12 protein-coding genes are annotated in these 19,803 nt (G+C 67.9%); 8 read left to right on the forward strand and 4 right to left on the reverse strand.

What is annotated here, in order from left to right; genetic code table 11:
- Nucleotides 1-8: 8 nt before the first annotated feature.
- A complete protein-coding gene (gene leuS / locus NU688_RS21180; RefSeq protein ID WP_257862768.1) occupies nucleotides 9-2,639 on the reverse strand; it encodes a leucine--tRNA ligase in 2,631 nt (876 codons plus the stop codon).
- 148 nt (nucleotides 2,640-2,787) lie between these two features.
- On the opposite strand from leuS, the gene NU688_RS21185 reads away from it, so the two are divergent.
- Both NU688_RS21185 and NU688_RS21190 read left to right on the forward strand, forming a co-directional pair.
- Entirely contained in the window at nucleotides 2,788-3,759 is a 972-nt protein-coding gene (locus NU688_RS21185) for a tripartite tricarboxylate transporter substrate binding protein (RefSeq protein ID WP_257862769.1), read from the forward strand.
- Entirely contained in the window at nucleotides 3,752-4,825 is a 1,074-nt protein-coding gene (locus NU688_RS21190) for an NAD/NADP octopine/nopaline dehydrogenase family protein (RefSeq protein ID WP_257862770.1), read from the forward strand. The genes NU688_RS21185 and NU688_RS21190 overlap by 8 nt, the downstream gene beginning before the upstream one ends.
- On the opposite strand, the gene NU688_RS21195 is transcribed toward NU688_RS21190, so the two are convergent.
- From NU688_RS21195 to NU688_RS21205, 3 genes are read right to left on the reverse strand one after another with little or no spacing between them, the layout of a single operon-like run.
- Entirely contained in the window at nucleotides 4,820-5,413 is a 594-nt protein-coding gene (locus NU688_RS21195) for a peroxidase-related enzyme (RefSeq protein ID WP_257862771.1), read from the reverse strand. The genes NU688_RS21190 and NU688_RS21195 overlap by 6 nt on opposite strands.
- A complete protein-coding gene (locus tag NU688_RS21200) occupies nucleotides 5,410-5,937 on the reverse strand; it encodes a CMD domain-containing protein (protein ID WP_257862772.1) in 528 nt (175 codons plus the stop codon). Before NU688_RS21200 ends, NU688_RS21195 begins: the two co-directional genes overlap by 4 nt.
- Before the next feature lie 23 nt (nucleotides 5,938-5,960).
- On the reverse strand, nucleotides 5,961-7,412 hold the full coding sequence (locus NU688_RS21205; protein ID WP_257862773.1) for an NAD(P)-binding domain-containing protein: 1,452 nt from the start codon (nucleotides 7,410-7,412) through the stop codon (nucleotides 5,961-5,963).
- Between the two features lie 131 nt (nucleotides 7,413-7,543).
- Between NU688_RS21205 and NU688_RS21210 the strand changes: the two genes are divergently transcribed.
- The 6 genes from NU688_RS21210 to NU688_RS21235 all read left to right on the forward strand — a co-directional run bounded on the left by NU688_RS21210 (nucleotide 7,544) and on the right by NU688_RS21235 (nucleotide 19,772).
- On the forward strand, nucleotides 7,544-9,220 hold the full coding sequence (locus NU688_RS21210) for an alpha-amylase family glycosyl hydrolase (protein ID WP_257862774.1): 1,677 nt from the start codon (nucleotides 7,544-7,546) through the stop codon (nucleotides 9,218-9,220).
- 5 nt (nucleotides 9,221-9,225) lie between these two features.
- Nucleotides 9,226-11,397: a 1,4-alpha-glucan branching protein GlgB gene (gene glgB / locus NU688_RS21215; RefSeq protein ID WP_257862775.1), complete on the forward strand. Its 2,172-nt coding sequence runs from the start codon at nucleotides 9,226-9,228 to the stop codon at nucleotides 11,395-11,397.
- A gap of 745 nt (nucleotides 11,398-12,142) precedes the next feature.
- Entirely contained in the window at nucleotides 12,143-14,230 is a 2,088-nt protein-coding gene (glgX, locus tag NU688_RS21220; protein ID WP_257862776.1) for a glycogen debranching protein GlgX, read from the forward strand.
- 80 nt (nucleotides 14,231-14,310) lie between these two features.
- A complete protein-coding gene (gene glgC, locus NU688_RS21225) occupies nucleotides 14,311-15,618 on the forward strand; it encodes a glucose-1-phosphate adenylyltransferase (RefSeq protein WP_257862777.1) in 1,308 nt (435 codons plus the stop codon).
- A 148-nt stretch (nucleotides 15,619-15,766) separates the two neighbouring features.
- Nucleotides 15,767-17,242: a glycogen synthase GlgA gene (gene glgA / locus NU688_RS21230; RefSeq protein ID WP_257862778.1), complete on the forward strand. Its 1,476-nt coding sequence runs from the start codon at nucleotides 15,767-15,769 to the stop codon at nucleotides 17,240-17,242.
- 46 nt (nucleotides 17,243-17,288) lie between these two features.
- Entirely contained in the window at nucleotides 17,289-19,772 is a 2,484-nt protein-coding gene (locus tag NU688_RS21235) for a glycogen/starch/alpha-glucan phosphorylase (RefSeq protein WP_257862779.1), read from the forward strand.
- Nucleotides 19,773-19,803: the final 31 nt, after the last annotated feature.

Below are 19,803 nucleotides of genomic sequence, written 5' to 3' on the forward strand. Positions count from 1 at the left end.
TCTATCGTTCAAAGGACCACGTTGACCAGACGGCCGGGAACCACGATCACCCGCTTGGGCGGTGCACCTTCGGCGAAGGCGACGAAGTCGTCGCAGGCGAGCGCGAGCTTCTCGATCTCGTCCTTGGAGGCGCCGGCCGGCACCAGCAGCTTGCCGCGCAGCTTGCCGTTGACCTGCAGCATGAGTTCGATCTCGTCCTGCACCAGTGCCTCGACATCGACCGTCGGCCAGGCCGCGTCGAGCAGGCCGCCCAGGTCCTTGTCGTAGCCAAGCTCGCTCCAGAGCTGCTGGGCGATGTGCGGGGTGGCAGGGTACAGGCAGCGCAGCAGGATGCCGAAGCCCTCGCGCAGCGCGGCCGCATCGCCCGCGCTGCCGTCGGGCTTGAAGCCTTCGAGCGCGTTCAGGAGCTTCATCGCGCCCGACACCACGGTGTTGTATTGCATGCGCTGGTAGTCGTAGTCGACCTGGCGCAGCACCGTGTGCACCTCGCGGCGCAGCGCCTGGGCAGCCTTGCCGAACGTCTGCGTGCCGGCCTTGGCCGGCGCCACGTCCGCCTGCGTCACGCCGAAATTCCACACCCGGCGCAGGAACCGGTAGCTGCCTTCGACGGCTGCGTCGTTCCACTCGAGCGTGGCTTCGGGCGGCGCGGTGAACATGGTGTACAGGCGCGCGGTGTCGGCGCCGTACTTCTCGATGAGGTCCTGCGGATCGACGCCGTTGCGCTCGCTCTTGCCCATCTTGCCGACGCCGCCGTACTCGACCTTCGTGCCGTCGGCCATGGTGCCGCCGGTGATGCGGCCCTGCGCGTCGAGCACGGGCGTGACTTCCGAAGGCGGAAAGTAGTCCTTGCCGCCCTTCTCGCTGCGCTTGTAGAAGATATGGTTGAGCACCATGCCCTGCGTCAGCAGCTTGGCGAAGGGCTCGTCGGCCTTCACCAAGCCCAGGTCGCGCATCACCTTGGTCCAGAAGCGCGCGTAAAGCAAATGCAGGATCGCGTGCTCGATGCCGCCGATGTACTGGTCCATCGGCATCCAGTAGTCGGCGCCCTCGGCCACCATCGCGGTGTCGTTCTTCGGATCGCAATAGCGCATGAAGTACCACGACGAATCCACGAAGGTGTCCATCGTGTCGGTCTCGCGCCGCGCGGGCTTGCCGCACCTCGGGCAGACCACGCCGGCATGGAAGCCTTCGTGCTTGTTCAGCGGGTTGCCGGAGCCGTCGGGCACGCAGTCGGTGGGCAGCACCACGGGCAGGTCCTTCTCGGGGACCGGCACCGCGCCGTGCTCGTCGCAATGGATGATCGGGATCGGCGTGCCCCAATAGCGCTGGCGGCTCACACCCCAATCGCGCAGACGCCAGGTGGTCTGCAGTTCGCCCAAGCCCTTCTGGCCGAGCGCATGCGCCACGGCGGCCACGGCCTCCTTGTACGACATGCCGCTGAAATTGTCGGAGTTGATGGTCACGCCGCGCTGCTTGTCGCCGTACCAGTCCTGCCACTTGTGATAGTCGAAGTGCGGCTCGTCGTCGACCAGCACGACCTGGATGATCTCGATGCCGTACTTGTTGGCGAAGGCGAAGTCGCGCTCGTCGTGCGCGGGCACGCCCATCACGGCACCGTCGCCGTAGCCGATAAGCACGTAGTTGCCCACCCACACCGGCACCTGCTCCTCGGTGATCGGGTGCTTCACCGTGAGGCCCGTGGGCACGCCTTTTTTCTCCTGCGTGGCCAGCTCGGCCTCGGTGGTGCCGCCGTTCTTGCATTCCTCGATGAAGGCCGCGACCTTCGGATCGAGCGTGGCGGCGTGCGCGGCCAGCGGATGCTCGGGCGCCACGGCGCAGAAGGTCACGCCCATGATCGTGTCGGCACGCGTGGTGAACACGTACATGCGGCCGTCCTGGATCAACTGGCCGCTCGCGTCCTGGATGTCATGCGTGAAGGCGAAACGCAGGCCTTCGCTCTTGCCGATCCAGTTCTCCTGCATCAGCTTGACGCGCTCGGGCCAGCCCGGCAGCTTGTGCTGCGTGTGCTCGAGCAACTCTTCGGCGTAGTCGCTGATCTTCAGGTAGTAGCCGGGGATCTCGCGGCGCTCGACCGTGGCGCCGGTGCGCCAGCCCTTGCCGTCGATCACCTGCTCGTTGGCCAGAACGGTCTGGTCGACCGGGTCCCAGTTCACGACCTGGGTCTTGCGGTAGGCGATGCCCTTCTCGAGCATCTTCAGGAACAGCCACTGGTTCCACTTGTAGTAGCTCGGATCGCAGGTGGCGATCTCGCGGCTCCAGTCGATCGCCAGGCCCATGGCCTGGAGCTGGCCGCGCATGTAGTCGATGTTCTCGTAGGTCCACTTGGCCGGCGGCACCCCGTTTTTCAACGCCGCGTTCTCGGCCGGCAGGCCGAAGGCGTCCCAGCCCATGGGCATCAGCACGTTGTAGCCGCTCATGCGCAGGTACCGCGTGAGCATGTCGTTGATCGTGTAGTTGCGCACATGGCCCATGTGCAGCTTGCCGCTGGGGTACGGCAGCATCGAGCAGGCGTAGTACTTCTTGCGGCTCGCGTCCTCGGTGACGCGGTAGGCATCGGCGGCGGTCCATTGCGCCTGGGCAGCGGACTCGACGTCGCTGGGTTTGTAGCTGGGGTTCATAGCGGTTCGGCAAGAGCCCGGCGCGGGCTGGCCGGGGAAGGCGGATTATCGCGCCCGGGCGGCGCCGTCCGCGCGGCGGACCCTAGACTTGGGGCACGCAACCCGCATGTTGCCTGGGTAACGTCTGCTTTCGTACTGCCTGAATGCCATGAAACTGCTCTGGAAACCCCTGGCCCTGGGCCTCGCCGCCTGCCTCGCCACCCTGCCTGCATGGGGGCAGCCGGCGAGCGACAAGCCCCTGCGCATCGTCGTGCCCTTCGCCCCCGGCGGCGCGCAGGACGTCATTGCCCGCTACCTGGGCGCCAAGCTCACCGACAGGCTCGGCACGCCGGTGATCATCGACAACAAGGCCGGCGCCGGCGGCATCGTCGCCGCCGATGCGGTGGCCAAGGCGACCGACGGGGCCACGGTGCTGCTCGCCACGGGAGGCGCGGTCACCATCGCGCCCCACCTGCAGTCCAAGCTGCCCTATGACCCGGTGCACGAACTGGTGCCCGTGGCCCTGGTCGCCGACACGCCGATGACGCTCTCCGTGCGCACCGAAAGCCCCTACAAGACCATCGCCGACGTGCTGCGCGACGCCAAGGCGCGGCCGGGCCAGGTCACCTACGCCTCGACCGGCAACGGCACGGTGTCGCACCTCACGGGCGCGCTGCTCGCGCAGGCGAGCGGCGTGAACCTGCTGCACGTGCCCTACCGCGGCGCGGCACCGGCGCTGACCGACCTGCTGGGCGGGCAGGTGGCGGTGATCGTCACCAGCGTCGCCTCGATCGAACCCATGGTCGCAAGCGGCAAGGCGCGTGTGCTCGGCACCTTCTCGCGTGCGGCCCTGCCCAGCATGGGCACGGCGCCCACCGTGGGCGAGGCCACGGGCCTTGCGGGCATGGAAGTGCCGGTGTGGGTCGGCGTGATGGCCCCCGCGCGCATGCCGGCCGCGGGCATCGACAAGCTCTCCGCCGCGCTGGTCGAGGTGTGCAACCTGCCCGAGACGAAGCAGCGCTTCGCCCAACTGGGCGCGGTCAACACCTGCGGCAATGCGGCGGCGCTCGGCAAGGTAGTGACAGAGGACAGCCAGCGCTGGGCCAAGGTGATCAAGCAGGGCGGAATCAAAGTTGATTGAGGCTTCGACGTACCGCGTCGGCATCGCAGGCACCGGTGCCATCGCGCTGGCCAGCGCCGCATGGCTGCGCCAGGCGGGCCACGGCGTCACGCTCTGGTCGCCGGGCGGTCAGGGCGCCGAGGCGCTACGCACCCAGCCGCTGGAAGCCGGCGGCGTGCAGCCTTGCACCGTGACGGTCGAGGTCGCCGACGATGCGGCCCGGCTCTGCCACGCCTCGGACGTGCTGATGCTCGCCCTGCCCGTCAACGGCCACAAGCTGGTGATGGACGCGCTCCTGCCCTTCCTGCGCGACGGCCAGACCGTGATCGTCAGTTCGATGGCCTCGCTGTCGTCGCTCTATCTCCACGAAGCCGCACGGCGAGCCGGCAAGCAGCTGACGGTCGCAAGCTTCGGCACGACCGTGCTGACCGCGCGCCGCGAATCGGGCACGCAGGTCAGGGTGATGACGCGGCGCAAGGCCGTTGGCGTGTCGGCGCTTCCGGGCGTGAACGTCGCGCAGGCCGTGGCCCTCTGCACGGCGCTGTTCGGCGACGGCTTCTTCCCGCAGGACAGCGTGCTCGCAAGCGCGCTCGCCAACGTCAACCCGCAGTCGCACGGCCCGCTCGCCGTGTTCAACTGGACCCGCATCGAGCGCGCCGAGAGCTGGCCGCAGTACCACTGCATGACGCCCGGCGTGTCGCGCGCGATCGAGGCGCTGGACCTGGAACGGCGCGCCGTGGCGAAGGCCTTCGGCATCGCGCTCGGCCCCGTCGAGGAACACTTCGCGCGCTCCTTCGGCACCGCGTCGGCGCGGCTCGAGGACATCGCGGCCGAGCTGCACGCCAAGCGCGGCGGTCCGCCCGGGCCGGTGCGCACCGACACCCGCTACGTGACCGAGGACATGCCCTACGGCCTGGCCTTCGTGGAGGCGCTGGGGCAGATCGCTGGCGTGCCCACGCCCGCGACGCGGACCATCGTCGATGCCGCCTCGCTGGTCAACGGCATCGATTTCCGCGCGCAAAACGACCTGCTGGCGCCGCTGGGCCTGCGCAGCGAAAACGTCGCAGGCCTGCTCGCGCGCCTATGACCCGTCGGCGGGAAAGACCGGCTCGCCCAGGTTGAGCATCAGCCGGTTGGCCCAGGCGAACAGGGCCACCGAATGGACCAGGTCGAGGATTTCCAGCTCGTCCAGCCCGACTTCTTTCAGCGCCCGGATGTCCTCGGCCGACACCTTGTCCGGCTCGGCGCCGAGCTTGATCGAGAACGCCACGATGGCCTTCTCGCGCGGCGTGGTGCCAGCCGAAGCCGGTTCCTCGAACACCTGCTCGATCACATCGTTGCGCTTGGCCAGCTGCTCGAAGCGCTGCGCATGCACCGACGCGCAGTACACGCAGCCGTTGACCCGCGACTCCACCGTGGCACCCAGCTCGCGCTCGGCGCGCGGCATGCCGCCAGGCGCGAACATGATCGCGTTGAAGGCGATGGAACGCTGCAGCAATATCTCGGGCTGATGCGCGAGCAGCAGGAAATACGGCGAGGTGCGCGCCTGCGGGCTCATCTCGTCCAGCGCGGTCAATTGGGCAGGCGTGGCGGTGTCGACGTTCACCGTGTCGAGCCACGGCTTCCACTTCAGCACCTCGGTGGTGAAGCCCTGGATGCGAATCGGAAGCGTCATGCCGAAGCCTCCGCTGCAGCCAGCGCCTTGAGGCCCGCAACGACGCGGACCTGGTACGAGAGAAAGACGATCAGCTGGCTCAACGCCACGAGCGCTGGCGTCGACAGCCCGTGCGCCACCAGCGCCTCGATGGCGGCGCGGTCGCCCTCGATCGGGCGCGCGATGAGCTTGCCCGCGAAGTCCAGCACCGCGCGGAGGCGCGCATCGGCGAGCGAGGCGATGTCGCCGCGCTCCACCGCATCGGCCACCGCGGCGTCGGCATTCTCGGCCGCCAGTTCCTCGCGGTAGTGCGCGGCAAGGTTCGGTGCCTTCGAGACGCGGCAGGCGTGCAGCGCGACCAGCAGGCGCTCGGTGCGGGTCAGCCCCTCGACCGCGTGCGAGAACATCGCGTCGTGGCTGCTCTGGGTGGCGGCCACGACCTTGTCGCGCTGCCGCCGCAGCGCCCAGGTCGGCTGGTTTGGCGCGAGGGGCACGGCGTCATCGACCACGTCGATAGCCGGCAGCGCCTCGGGGAGATTCGTCATTCGGAGTCCTTGAAGAAGAAGGTTCAGCTGCGTTCGCCGGGCGGCGGCGCGGGCACCCACTCGTCGCCGAACAGCTCGGGCTCGCTGTAGGCCTCGAGGTTCGCGAAGTGGTGGTCGAAATCCTCGCGGTAGAACAGGCTCGCGATGCCGCTCGCCAGCCGCTTGGCGCCGTCGCTGATCGCGGGAATGTCGCCCGACACCGTGCCATGCGACAGCGCCGCCGGGTAGCAGAAGCAGTGGATGCGTTCGAGCCCCGGGCACTCGCCCGCCACGCGCTGCTGGAATTCGAAGACCGGCCCGAGGTCCGGCGAGTCGGCCAGCTCCTGGTCCTCGTCGCCGGGCGCGGGCACGAAGCAGTCCTTCCAGGTGCGGATGTGGGAGGCGATGGCATCGAACTCGGGGCGGTTCGGCCAATCGACCTTGAAGCCGGTCGAGACGATCAGGAAGTCGAATTCGAAATCGCCCTTGGGTGTCGAGACGCGCATCGAATCGCCCTGCGGCACGACCGACAGGATCGGGCACCCGAAGTTGAAGAACGCATTCGGAAATGCCGACACCCGCAGCGTGCTGCCATGCGGCGGCGGCACGTTCGCCACGTTGATGTAGTGGCGGATGCGCCATTTGCGCTCGTCGGACAGGTCGAAGTGCCCCTGCGTGAGGCCCGGCACGCCCGCGCCCTTGCCCTTGTTGACGCGCGGCAGGTCGGGACGGCGGATCAAGAGCTCGACGCTGCGCGCGCCTGCCTCCAGCGCGGTGGCCGCGCTGTCCATCGCCGAGGAGCCCGCGCCGACCACGCCGACGCGCAGGCCCGCGAGCTGGCCGTAGTCCATCTCGTCGGACGAATGCGCCCACTGCGAACGCGGCAGCGCGTTGACGAACGCCGGAACCGCCGGGCCGCCGAGGCCGTCGCGGCCGGTGGCCAGCACGACGCGGCGCGCGAACACGCGACTGACGCCGGCCGGCGTGCGCAAATCGAGCCGCACCGCCGTGCCATCGGGCAGCGGGTGGATGCCGGTGACCGCGGTGTCGTTGCGCACGTCCACGTTCATCACGCGGCGGTACCAGCTCAGGTAATCCATCCACTGCAAGCGCGGAATCTTGTCCATTGCCGTCCAGGCTTCGACCCCGAACTGCGCCTCGAACCATGCGCGGAAGGTGAGCGCCGGCAGGCCGAGCGCGGGGCCGGTGAGCTCCTTGGGCGAGCGCAGCGTTTCCATGCGCGCGGTGGTGGCCCAGGGGCCTTCCTTGCCGGCGGGCGACCTGTCGAAGATCACGGCGCGAATGCCCTGCTGCGCCAGCGCCACCGAGGCGGCGAGGCCGGCCTGCCCGCCGCCGATGACGGCCACATCCAGCACCGCCTCACCCGCCACCTGCCGCACAGGCATCCATTGGCGGCCGGGAAAGCCGAGATAGTCGAGGTCCTGGGCGAGCCGTGCCTCGAGCGCGGCGAGGGATGAAACGGAATCTGATGTCATTTGGGAGAGCCGGAAACAGCGCCCAGTGTAGAAAGCTTCGCGGCCTGCCGAATCGCGACCGTTCGCCCGCAAGTGCGTATGACTGGCCCGGATTTCGCATGCCACAATGAATTCCGACCACAGGGGCAGGCATGGGCAGCAGCATCAATAGCAGCGACAGCGAATGGTGGCGCGGCGCGGTGATCTACCAGATCTACCCGCGCAGCTTCATGGACAGCAACGGCGACGGCATCGGCGACCTGCCCGGCATCACGGCCCGGCTCGACCACGTGGCCAGCCTGGGCGTCGATGCGATCTGGGTCTCGCCCTTCTTCCGCTCGCCGATGAAGGACTTCGGCTACGACGTGTCCGACTACCGCGCGGTCGATCCGCTCTTCGGCACGCTCGCCGACTTCGACGCGATGCTGGCGCGCATGCATGCGCTGGGCCTCAGGCTCATCATCGACCAGGTGCTCTCGCACACCTCCGACCAGCACGCCTGGTTCGTCGAAAGCCGCTCGAGCCGCGACAACCCCAAGGCCGACTGGTACGTCTGGGCCGATGCAAAGCCCGATGGCACGCCGCCGACCAACTGGCTCTCGGTGTTCGGCGGCTCGGCCTGGCAATGGGATTCGCGCCGCAGGCAGTACTACCTGCACAGCTTTCTCACCGAGCAGCCCGACCTCAACTTCCATTGCACCGAGGTGCAGGACGCGCTGCTCGGCGAGGTGCGCTTCTGGTGCGAGCGCGGCGTGGACGGCTTTCGCTTCGACGCCTGCAACCACCAGTTCCACGATGCGCTGCTGCGCGACAACCCGCCGGCCTCGCTCGCATCGATCGACGAAGTCAGCACGGTGCGCGCCGACAACCCCTATGCGATGCAGCAGCACCTGTACGACAAGAGCCAGCCGGAGAACCTGGTGTTCCTCGAGCGCCTGCGCCAGCTGCTCGACGGCTACGGCGCGGTCGCGCTGGGCGAGGTCGGCGACGAGAACGCGCCGCCCGTCATGGCGCAGTACACCGAGCTCGGCAAGCGCCTGCATCTGGCCTACAGCTTCAGCCTGCTGACGGCGGAGCACAGCGCGAAGCACCTGCGCCACCAGGTCGAGGCGCTCGACGAGGCGCTGGCGATCACCAGCGGCTCGGGCTGCTGGGCAGTGTCGAACCACGACGTGCCGCGCGTCGCGACCCGCTGGAGCGACGGCGCGCCGGCCGACACCCGCCGCGACCGCCTCTGGCTCGCCTTGCTGCTCGCGCTGCGCGGCAGCGCCAGCATCTACCAGGGCGAGGAACTCGGCCTGCCCGAAGCCGAGGTGCCCTTCGAGCTGCTGCAGGACCCCTACGGCCGCACCTTCTGGCCCGAGTTCAAGGGCCGCGACGGCTGCCGCACGCCGATTCCCTGGCAGGCCGATGCGCCGCACGGCGGCTTCACCACCGGCACGCCGTGGCTGCCCGTGTACGGCCCGCACCTGCCGCTGGCCGTCGACAACCAGGCCGGCGACCCGGGCTCGATGCTGGCCTTCAGCCGCGCCCTCTTGCACTGGCGCCGCACGCAGCCGCTGCTGCGCACGGGGGCCATCGCGTTCATCGACGCGCCCGAGCCGGTGCTGTGGTTCGAGCGGCGCGACGGGAACGCATCGCTCCAGGCGATCTTCAACCTGGGCGGCGAGCCTGTGACGCTTGCGCTGCGCGAGGCGCTGGTGGCACTGCAAGGCCATCCGCTCGGCGCGACCGCCGACGTGCAGGGCGATGGCGAAAAGCGCATGCTGGCACTGGCGCCCTACGGCGTCTTTTTCGGAACACCCGCCAACGAAGAAGGACACAGCTGACCGCCATGCCACCGAAGCACCTGCCCGCCTCCGAAGTCCGCGCCCTGATGCGCGCCGAACACGGCGATCCCTTTGCCGTGCTCGGGCCGCACGAAACGCGCGAAGGGCTGGAGGTGCGCGCGCTGATGCCCGGCGCACAGAGCGTGGCGGTGATGCATTCGCGCACCGGCTGGCCGCTCGCGATGCTCACGCGGCTGGAGGGCTCCGATCTGTTCGGCGGGCTGGTGCCGGCGGCGGAAGCGCGTCTGGGCTATTCGTTCCAGGTCGAGTGGGGCACGCACACCTCGCGGCTGGAAGACCCGTATCGTTTTCCGTTCGTGCTCGGCGAGACCGACGTGTGGCTGCTGGCCGAGGGCACGCACCTGCGCCCTTGGGAGCGGCTGGGCGCGCACCTGCGCGAGATCGATGGCGTGAAGGGCGTGGCCTTCGCGGTCTGGGCGCCGAATGCGCGCCGGGTCTCGGTGGTCGGCGACTTCAACAACTGGGACGGCCGGCGCCACATGATGCGGCTGCGCCGCGAATGCGGCGTGTGGGAAATCTTCGCGCCGCATGTGGCGACCGGCGACAGCTACGAATTCGAGATTCTTTCGGCAGAAGGCGAGGTGCTGCGCAAGGCCGATCCGTTCGCGTTCTCTTCGCGGCTGCGGCCCGACACCGCCTGCGTGGTCGCGCCGCTCCCGGCGGCTGTGAAGATGCCCGAAGGCCGCGCCGAGGCCAACGAGCGCCATGCGCCGATCAGCATCTACGAAGTGCACCTGGGCTCGTGGCGCCGCAAGAACGGCCACGAGTGGCTCGACTACCGCGAGCTGGCCGACACGCTGGTGCCCTACGCGCGCGACATGGGCTTCACGCACATCGAGCTGCTGCCGATCAGCGAGCACCCGTTCGACGGCTCGTGGGGCTACCAGCCGATCGGACTCTATGCGCCGACCTCGCGCTTCGGCACGCCGGGCGACTTCCGCCATTTCGTGGAGGCCGCGCATGCGGCTGGGCTGGGGGTGATCCTCGACTGGGTGCCCGCGCACTTTCCGACCGATGCGCACGGCCTCGGCCGGTTCGACGGCACGGCGCTGTACGAGTACGCCGATCCGCGCGAGGGCTTCCACAACGACTGGCAGACGCTGATCTTCAACTACGCGCGCACGGAAGTGCGCAACTACCTGGTCGGCAATGCGCTGTACTGGCTGGAGCGCTATGGCGTCGATGGCCTGCGGGTCGATGCGGTGGCGTCGATGCTGTACCGCGACTACAGCCGCAACGCCGGCGAGTGGGTGCCGAATGCGCAAGGTGGCCGCGAGAATTTGGAGGCCATCGACTTCCTGCGCCGCATGAACCGCGTGGTGGGCATCGAGCGGCCCGGCGCGGTGACGCTCGCCGAGGAATCGACGAGCTTCCCGGGCGTGACGCGGCCGCCGGAAAACGGCGGGCTGGGCTTTCACTACAAGTGGAACATGGGCTGGATGAACGACACGCTCGCTTATGCGGGCACCGACCCGGTCTACCGCAAGCACCATCACCAGCAGATCACCTTCGGGCTGATGTACGCGCACACCGAGAACTTCGTGCTGCCGCTCTCGCACGACGAGGTGGTGCACGGCAAGGGTTCGATGATCGGGCGTATGCCCGGCGACGAGTGGCAGAAGTTCGCGGGGCTGCGCAACCTGTATGGGTACCTCTGGGGGTATCCGGGGAAGAAGTTGTTGTTCATGGGAGGTGAGTTCGCGCAGGTCGCCGAGTGGAATGCGGATCGCAGTCTCGACTGGCACCTGCTGGAGCACGCAGCGCACCAGGGGGTGCGGCGGTTGGTGCGGGACCTGAACAACGTGTACCGGCACTTTCCTGCGCTGCATGAGCTGGACAACGATGGAGCCGGGTTCGAGTGGATCGTGCATGACGATGCGGATCAGTCGGTGTTTGCGTTTGTTCGTCGTGCGCGCGACGGGGCGTTTGTGGTGGTGGTGTGCAACTTCACGCCGTTGCCTCGGCATGCGTATCGGCTTGGCGTTCCTGTTGCGGGGGCTTATCGCGAAATCATCAATACCGATGGTTCGGTGTATGGGGGGAGTGGTGTGGGGAACGGGATTGTCGAAAGTGCTCCCACGGCCTGGCATGGGAAGGCGGATTCGGTTGTTGTCAGCGTGCCGCCGTTGGCTACTGTGATGTGGGTGTTGGTTTGATGGGTCTGGGATCGTTTTTTGTTCCGAGGCCGGGTCTCGCCCCGGCAGGCGACTTACTTTCTTTTGCTTCGCCAAAAGAACGTAAGCAAAGAAAAGGCGACCCTGCTGTCTGCGTCCCTCCGCTTCGCTGCGGGCAACCTGCGGTGCTCACGTTTCGCGGGGTCTCGCCCAAACTCGCTTCGCTCAAACAAGGGCGAGCCCTGATCCGCGAAACGCTCCGCTCCTCGGCGCATACAGAAGGGCTTTGGGGACCAGCAGGCCATCGCTACGCTCGGCCACCTCACGGGCCTTCGCTTCGCTCGGCTTGGATTGCTCCCTCTCCCCTTGGGGAGAGGGTTGGGGTGAGGGCCAGCGGCACAGAAACACTGCCTCGCCCGCGCGAAGGCCGATGCCCTCACCCCCGCCCTCTCCCCAAGGGGAGAGGGAGCAAGTCCAACGGCCGAGCGAAGCAAAGGCCCGATTGCGAGCCGAGCAAGGCGATGGCCCGTTCGGTATCCCCCCCCTCTGGCTGCGCCGAGGAGCGCAGCGTTTCGCGGATCAGGGCTCGCAGCTGTTTGAGCGAAGCGAGTTCTGCGAGACCCCGCGAAACGCGAGCACCGCAGGTTGCCCGTAGCGAAGCGGAGGGTCGCAGACAGTGGGGTCGCCTTTCTTTTGCCTACCTTTCTTTGGCGAAGCAAAGAAAGGTAGGTCGCCTGCCGGGGCGAGACCCGGCCTCGGAAAAAAAACAAACTCAAGGGCAACAAGAATGCTGAGCCCAGGCACTCCATTCCCCCTGGGCGCAACCCCGTCCAAAGAAGGCATCAACTTCGCCATCGCAGCCCCCACGGCCGAGTCCGTAGAACTCTGCCTCTTCGACAGCACCGGCCAGAACGAGCAGCAACGACTCAGGCTGTCCGCGCGCACAGACGGCATCTGGCACGGCCTACTCCCAGCCGGTCGCGAAGGCCTGGTCTACGGCTACCGCGTCCACGGCCCCTGGGCACCCCACGAAGGCCAGCGCTTCAACCCCGCCAAGCTGCTGCTCGACCCGTACGCGCGAGAGATCGTCGGCCTCTACGACGGCAACGACCTGTTCCTCGGCCATGACCCAGCAAATCCCGATCAACGCGATGGGCGCGACAACGGCGCAGTCGCACTCAAGGCGCGCGTGACAGCAAGTGCGAGTGCCCAACCATCGCCCGGCCACGCCCGCATCGCATCCACCGACCGCGTCCTCTACGAACTCCACGTCCGCGGCCAGACCCGCCTGCACCCCGCCGTCCCCGCCGCACTGCGCGGCACCTACGCCGGCCTCGCCGAACCCGCCGTGCTCGACCACCTCCAGCGCCTGGGCGTCACCACGCTGAGCCTCATGCCCGTGCAGCACCGCGCCGACGAGCAGCGCCTGCTCGCCATGGGCCTTTCCAACTACTGGGGCTACAACACCATCGGCTGGTTCGCGCCCGAAGCGCGCTACTGGAGCGGCCGCCCCGGCACCACGCCCGCAAGTGAGTTCCGCGCAATGGTCGATGCGGTGCACGCGCGCGGCATGGAGCTGGTGATCGACGTGGTCTACAACCACAGCGCCGAGAGCGACGAGGTCGGCCCCACGCTCTCGATGCGCGGCATCGACAACGCCTTGTATTACCACCTGCGCGAAGACGACCGCGCGCTCTATGAGAACTGGACGGGCACCGGCAACTGCCTGAACCTCGGCGAGCCCCGCGTGCTGCAACTCGTCATGGACAGCCTGCGCTTCTGGGCTTGCGAGATGGGCGTCGACGGCTTTCGCTTCGACCTCGCGCCGGTACTGGGGCGCGATGCAAAGACGGGGTTCGACCCGCGCGCGCCCTTCTTCGCAGCCATCGCGCAAGACCCGGTGCTCTCGCGCACGCTGCTGATCGCCGAACCATGGGACATCGGCCCCGGCGGCTACCGGCTCGGCGAGTTCCCGCCCGGCTGGCTCGAATGGAACGACCGCTACCGCGACACGCAACGCGGCTTCTGGCTGCGCCAAGGGCGCGACGGCGCGAGCGGTCTCGGCGATTTCGCACACCGCTTCACGGCCTCGAGCACGCAGTTCGCCCACCACGGCCGCGCGCCGGTGGCGAGCGTCAACTTCATCACCGCACACGACGGCTTCACGCTGCGCGACCTCGTGAGCTACGAAGAGCGCCACAACCTCGCGAACGGCGAGAACAATCGCGATGGCCACGCCCACAACCTGAGCAACAACTGCGGCGTCGAAGGCCCGAGCGACGACGCGGGCGTGCTGGCGAAACGCAGCCGCCTGCAGCGTGCGCTGCTCGCGGTGCTGCTGCTCTCCCAAGGCACGCCGATGCTGCTGGCAGGCGACGAGCTGGGCCACAGCCAGCAGGGCAACAACAACGCCTATTGCCAGGACAACGAGACCACCTGGCTCGCATGGATCGGCGCCTCCGACCCCGCCAGCGACATGGCGCGCACGAGCGATTTCGTCGCGCGCCTCACGGCCCTGCGCCGCGAGGCGCCGGTGCTGCGCAGCACGCGCTGGTGGCCGGCCGATCCGCCCGAGGGCGCACCGGCCATCCGCTGGCTGCGCCCCGATGGCCAGCCGATGACACCGGACGACTGGCATGCGGGCACGGCCCTTGCGATCCTCTTCGACAACAACAGCAGCGCGGCAAGGGAGGACGCGGGCGCATGGCTGGTGCTGGTCAACGCCGGCGCGGAGACGGTGAATTTCACGCTGCCTCCGGGCGACTGGCGCCACTGTCTCTCGACCAATCCCGCGCAGGATCGCGATGCTTCGCAGCAAGCGCTCGGCGATGCGGCGGAAGTGCATTTTTCGAGCATCCGGGTTGCAAGAACGTAGAAGCCATGCGCACGGCGCGGTGCTAGCCTCGCTACAGAAACTCTGACGACCGAATTCCAACGAACGAACGGAGACACAGGATGGACAACAAGCTCAGCACGCCCTCCTCGCAGGAACCCCTGCAGGCCCACCAACTGGTTCGCCGCACCATCGCCCTGGTGCTGGCCGGCGGCCGGGGCTCCCGCCTCAAGCAGCTGACCGACCGGCGGGCCAAGCCGGCCGTGTACTTCGGCGGCAAGTTCCGCATCATCGATTTCGCACTGTCGAACTGCCTCAATTCCGGCATCCGGCGCATGGCGGTGGTCACGCAGTACAAGTCGCATTCGCTCATGCGCCACCTGCAGCGCGGCTGGAGCTTCCTGCGGGCCGAGCTCAACGAGATGGTCGACGTGCTGCCCGCGCAGCAGCGGGTGGGCGACGAGCACTGGTATCGCGGCACGGCCGATGCGGTGTTCCAGAACCTGGACATCATCCAGACCCGCTCGACCAGGCACGACTACGTGGTGGTGCTGGCCGGCGACCACATCTACAAGATGGACTACTCGATCATGGTGAAGGACCATGCCGAGCGCGGCCTGGGCTGCACGGTCGGCTGCATCGAGGTGCCGCGCATGGAGGCCACCGCCTTCGGGGTGATGGCCATCGACGACGGCCGCCAGATCACGGCCTTTCTCGAAAAGCCGGCCGATCCGCCCGCCATGCCCGGCAACCCCGACGTGGCGCTGGCCAGCATGGGCATCTACGTGTTCGATTCCGAGTACCTCTACCAGCTGCTGGAGGAAGACAGCGTCAACCCCGATTCGAGCCACGACTTCGGCAAGGACATCATCCCGCGCGCCGTGGCGCAGGGCCGCGCGCTGGCGCATCCCTTCGGCATGTCCTGCGTCACGCGGGCCTCGCGCGGGCCGGGCGCCAAGGCCTACTGGCGCGACGTGGGCACGATTGATGCATTCTGGGCAGCCAACCTCGACCTGGCCTCGATCACCCCCGAACTCGACATCTATGACACCGACTGGCCCATCTGGACCTACCAGCGGCAACTGCCTCCGGCCAAGTTCGTGCTCGACCGCGACGGCAAGCACGGCATGACGGTCAACACCATCGTCTCGGGCGGCTGCATCGTCTCGGGCTCCAAGGTCAGCAGCTCGGTGCTGTTCTCGGGCGTGCGCATCCATTCGTTCTGCGAAATCAACGAGGCCGTGCTGCTGCCCGATGTGGAAGTGGGCCGCGGCGCCCGGCTCAACCGCGTGGTGATCGATCGCGCCTGTGTCATACCGGATGAGATGGTGATCGGCGAAGATCCGGTCGCCGACGCCGCGCGCTTCGAACGCACCGAGACCGGGGTGGTGCTGGTCACGCGCGAAATGCTCAAACGATTGGCAGCATGAAACTCTCCCCCAGGCTTGCCCACTTCGTGTGGCCTCCCACCCCCTCGCCGGGGGCAACACCTGCGGCCCGGCAAAGCCGGTTCCGCGGCATTCCTGGAAGAAGCCGCATCCTGACGTCCCTCGTTTTCGCATTGGTGAAACTCTGACGATGCGAATCCTCCAGGTCAGCGCCGAACTCTTTCCCCTCCTGAAGACCGGCGGACTGGCGGACATCGCCGGCGCCCTGCCCATTGCGCTCATGGCCGAAGGGCAGGACGCACGGGTGCTGCTGCCGGGTTTTCCAGCCATCGTGGCCGGCGTGCGCGACCTGGTGCCGGTGGCGGATTTCCATGCGCCCTGGGGCGAGCGCTTCGGCCTGCGCGCGGGGCACATCGCCATCGACGGCGCGCCGCCGATTCCCGCCTATGTGATCGATGCGCCGGCCCTGTACGACCGGCCCGGCAACCCCTACGAAGACACGGCGCGCCAGCCCTACGCCGACAACCACCGGCGCTTCGCGCTGCTCGGCTGGGCCGCGGCGCAACTCGCACAAGGGCTCGACGCGGCGTGGCAGCCCGAGGTCGTGCATGCGCACGACTGGCATGCGGCACTGGCGCCCGTCTACATCGCCTTTGCGCGGCAGGCGAACCAGCCGCGCGTGGGCACCGTGTTCACGGTGCACAACCTGGCCTACCAGGGCATCTTCGCGCCCTGGCACTTCGCCGAACTGGGCCTTCCCGCCCCGGCCTTCCACATCAACGGGCTCGAGTACCACGGCCAGATTTCGTTCATGAAGGGCGGCCTCTACTTCGCCGACCGGATCACCACGGTGAGCCCGACCTATGCGTTGGAAATCCAGACGCCCGAGCAGGGCTGCGGCCTCGACGGCCTGCTGCGCCAGCGCAGCGGCGTGCTCAGCGGCATCCTCAACGCGGTGGACGACAAGGTCTGGAACCCGGCCGCCGACGCCGCGCTGGTGCAGGGCTATCACACGCCCGAAGGCCGCCACATGGCGGGCAAGGCGCGCTGCAAGGCGGTGCTGCAGCACCAGCTCGGCCTGGCCGAGCGGCCCGACGCGCCGCTCTTCATCCTGGTGAGCCGGCTCACCGAGCAGAAGGGCCTGCACCTCGTGCTCGGCGGCATCGATGCGCTGCTCGCGCAGGGCGGCCAGCTCGCGCTGCTGGGCAGCGGCGAAGCGTGGCTCGAAGAGGCCTTTCGCCAACGCGCGGCCGCGGCGCCGCAATCGGTCAGCGTCACCATCGGCTACAACGAGACGCTCGCGCACCAGCTCTTCGGCGCCGGCGACGTGACGCTGGTCCCCTCGCTGTTCGAGCCCTGCGGCCTCACGCAGATGTACGGCCTGAAGTACGGCAGCCTGCCGCTGGTGCGCCGCGTGGGCGGGCTGGCCGACACGGTGGTCGACAGCACGCTGGAAGACATGGCGAGCGGCGAGGCCACCGGCTTCGTGTTCGACCGCTTCGATGCCGACGACTACGAACGCGCACTGCGCCGCGCCTTCGCGCTCTACGACCGCGCGCCCGACTGGCGCCGCGTGCGCGGCCATGCCATGCGGCGTCCAGCCGACTGGGGCACGGCCGCCGCCCAATACATCGCCGTCTACCAGCAGGCGCTGGGCACCACCTGATCCACGCACGGCAAACACAAACACTCACCTCGGGAGCGCCACCACCATGACGATCAAAGACTTCGCCTACGACCATCCCGACCGCGATGTCGCGGCCTTCAAGCGCGCCGTGGCCAACAAGCTGATCTACGCGGTCGGCAAGGACCCGGTGGCGGCCAGCCAGGACGACTGGCTCAACGCCACCTCGCAGGCCGTGCGCGACCAGCTGGTCGAGCGCTGGATGATGACCACGCGCGCCAACTACGCGCAGGACCTGAAGCGCGTCTACTACCTCTCGATGGAGTTCCTGATCGGGCGCACCTTCACCAACGCGCTGCTCGCAGTGGACCTGTACGACACGGTGCGCGAAGCCCTGGCCGACTTCGGCGTCGACATGTCGGCGCTGTCCGAGCGCGAGCCCGATGCGGCGCTCGGCAACGGTGGCCTCGGGCGGCTCGCGGCCTGTTTTCTCGATTCGATGGCCACGCTCGGCGTGCCGGGCATGGGCTACGGCATCCGCTATGAATACGGCATGTTCCGCCAGCGCATCGTCGACGGCCAGCAAGTGGAAACGCCCGACTACTGGCTCACACGCGGCAACCCCTGGGAGTTCCAGCGGCCCGAGGTGAACTACCGCGTGCGCTTCGGTGGCCACGTGCAGAAGCGCGAGGGCAAGAACGCACCCTACGGCGCGGCCGACTGGGTCGACACGCACGACGTGCTGGCCGTGGCCTACGACACCATCATTCCGGGCTACGGCACGCAGGCCACCAACACGCTGCGGCTGTGGTCGGCGCGCGCCACCGAGGAGATCGACCTCTCGGCCTTCAACCGCGGCAACTACATGGGCGCGGTGCAGAGCAAGAACCAGTCGGAGAACGTCTCGCGCGTGCTCTACCCCGACGACTCCACGCCCTCGGGCCGTGAGCTGCGGCTGCACCAGGAGTATTTTTTCTGCAGCGCGAGCGTGCAGGACTTGCTGCGGCGGTACCTGCGCAACCACAAGACCTTCGAGCAGCTCTCCGAGAAGGTCAGCATCCACCTGAACGACACGCACCCGGTGCTCGCGGTGCCCGAGCTGATGCGCCTGCTGCTCGACGAGCACGGGCTTGCATGGGACGAGGCCTGGGCGCACACGCAGAAGGTGTTCAGCTACACCAACCACACACTGATGCACGAGGCGCTGGAGACCTGGCCGGTGGAGATGCTGGGGCGCATATTGCCGCGGCACCTGCAGATCATCTACGACATGAACGCGAAGTTCCTCGCCACCGTGACGCAGAAGGTCGGCAACGACGTGGAGCTGATGCGGCGGCTTTCGCTGGTGGACGAATCGGGCGAGCGGCGCGTGCGCATGGCGTACGTCGCGGTGCTCGCGAGCCATTCGATCAATGGCGTGTCGGGGCTGCATTCGGAGCTGATGAAGCAGTCGATCTTTGCGGACTTCGACAAGATATTTCCCGAGCGCTTCAACAACAAGACCAACGGCGTCACGCCGCGCCGCTGGCTGGCGCAGGCCAACCCGCCGCTGGCCGGGTTGCTCGACCAGCGCATCGGCAAGGGCTGGCGGCGCGACCTGTCGCAGCTCGAGGCGCTCAGGCCCATGGCCGCGCAACCCGCCTTCGTGCGCGCGTTCCGCCACGCCAAGCGCGAGAACAAGCTGCGGCTGGCCAACTGGGTCGAGCAGCACCTGAAGATCGACCTGGACACCGACGCGATGTTCGACGTGCAGGTCAAGCGCATCCACGAATACAAGCGCCAGCTGCTCAACGTGCTGCACGTGGTGGCGCGCTATCACCGCATCCTCGACGCGCAGGCGGCCGGCGCACCGGTCGACATCGTGCCGCGCGTGGTGGTGTTCGCGGGCAAGGCGGCCTCGGCGTACGCAATGGCCAAGCTGGTCATCCGGCTCATCAACGACGTGGCGAGCACCATCAACGCCGATGCGCGCGTGGGCAAGCTGCTGAAGGTGGTGTTCCTGCCGAACTACAGCGTGAGCCTGGCCGAGATCATCATGCCGGCGGCCGACCTGTCGGAGCAGATCTCCACCGCGGGCACCGAGGCCTCGGGCACCGGCAACATGAAGTTCGCGCTGAACGGCGCGCTCACCATCGGCACGCTCGACGGCGCGAATGTGGAAATGCGCGAGAACGTGGGGCCGGAGAACATCTTCATCTTCGGCAACACGACGCCGGAGGTGGCGGACATCCGGGCCCGCGGGTACCAGCCGCGCGACATCTACGAGGAAAACGCGGAACTCAAACGGGTGCTCGACGCGATCCGCGACGGGGCTTTCTCACCGGGCGAGCCGGCGCGCTACCAGGGCATCTACGACGCGCTGGTGAACTGGGGCGACCATTACCTGCTGCTGGCCGACTACGCGAGCTATGTCGCGAAGCAGGCCGAGGTGGATGCGCTCTACCGCGATTCGGATGCGTGGACGCGGATGGCGATTCTCAATGTGGCGGGGATGGGGGCGTTCTCTTCAGATCGAACCATTGCGCAGTACGCGCATGAGATCTGGAACACGAAGCCCGTGGTGCTGGGCTGAGTCTTCGGTATTTCTCCCTCCCCTTGCGGGG

The organism is Variovorax sp. ZS18.2.2 (assembly GCF_024701975.1).
Classification (GTDB): Bacteria; Pseudomonadota; Gammaproteobacteria; order Burkholderiales; family Burkholderiaceae_C; genus Variovorax.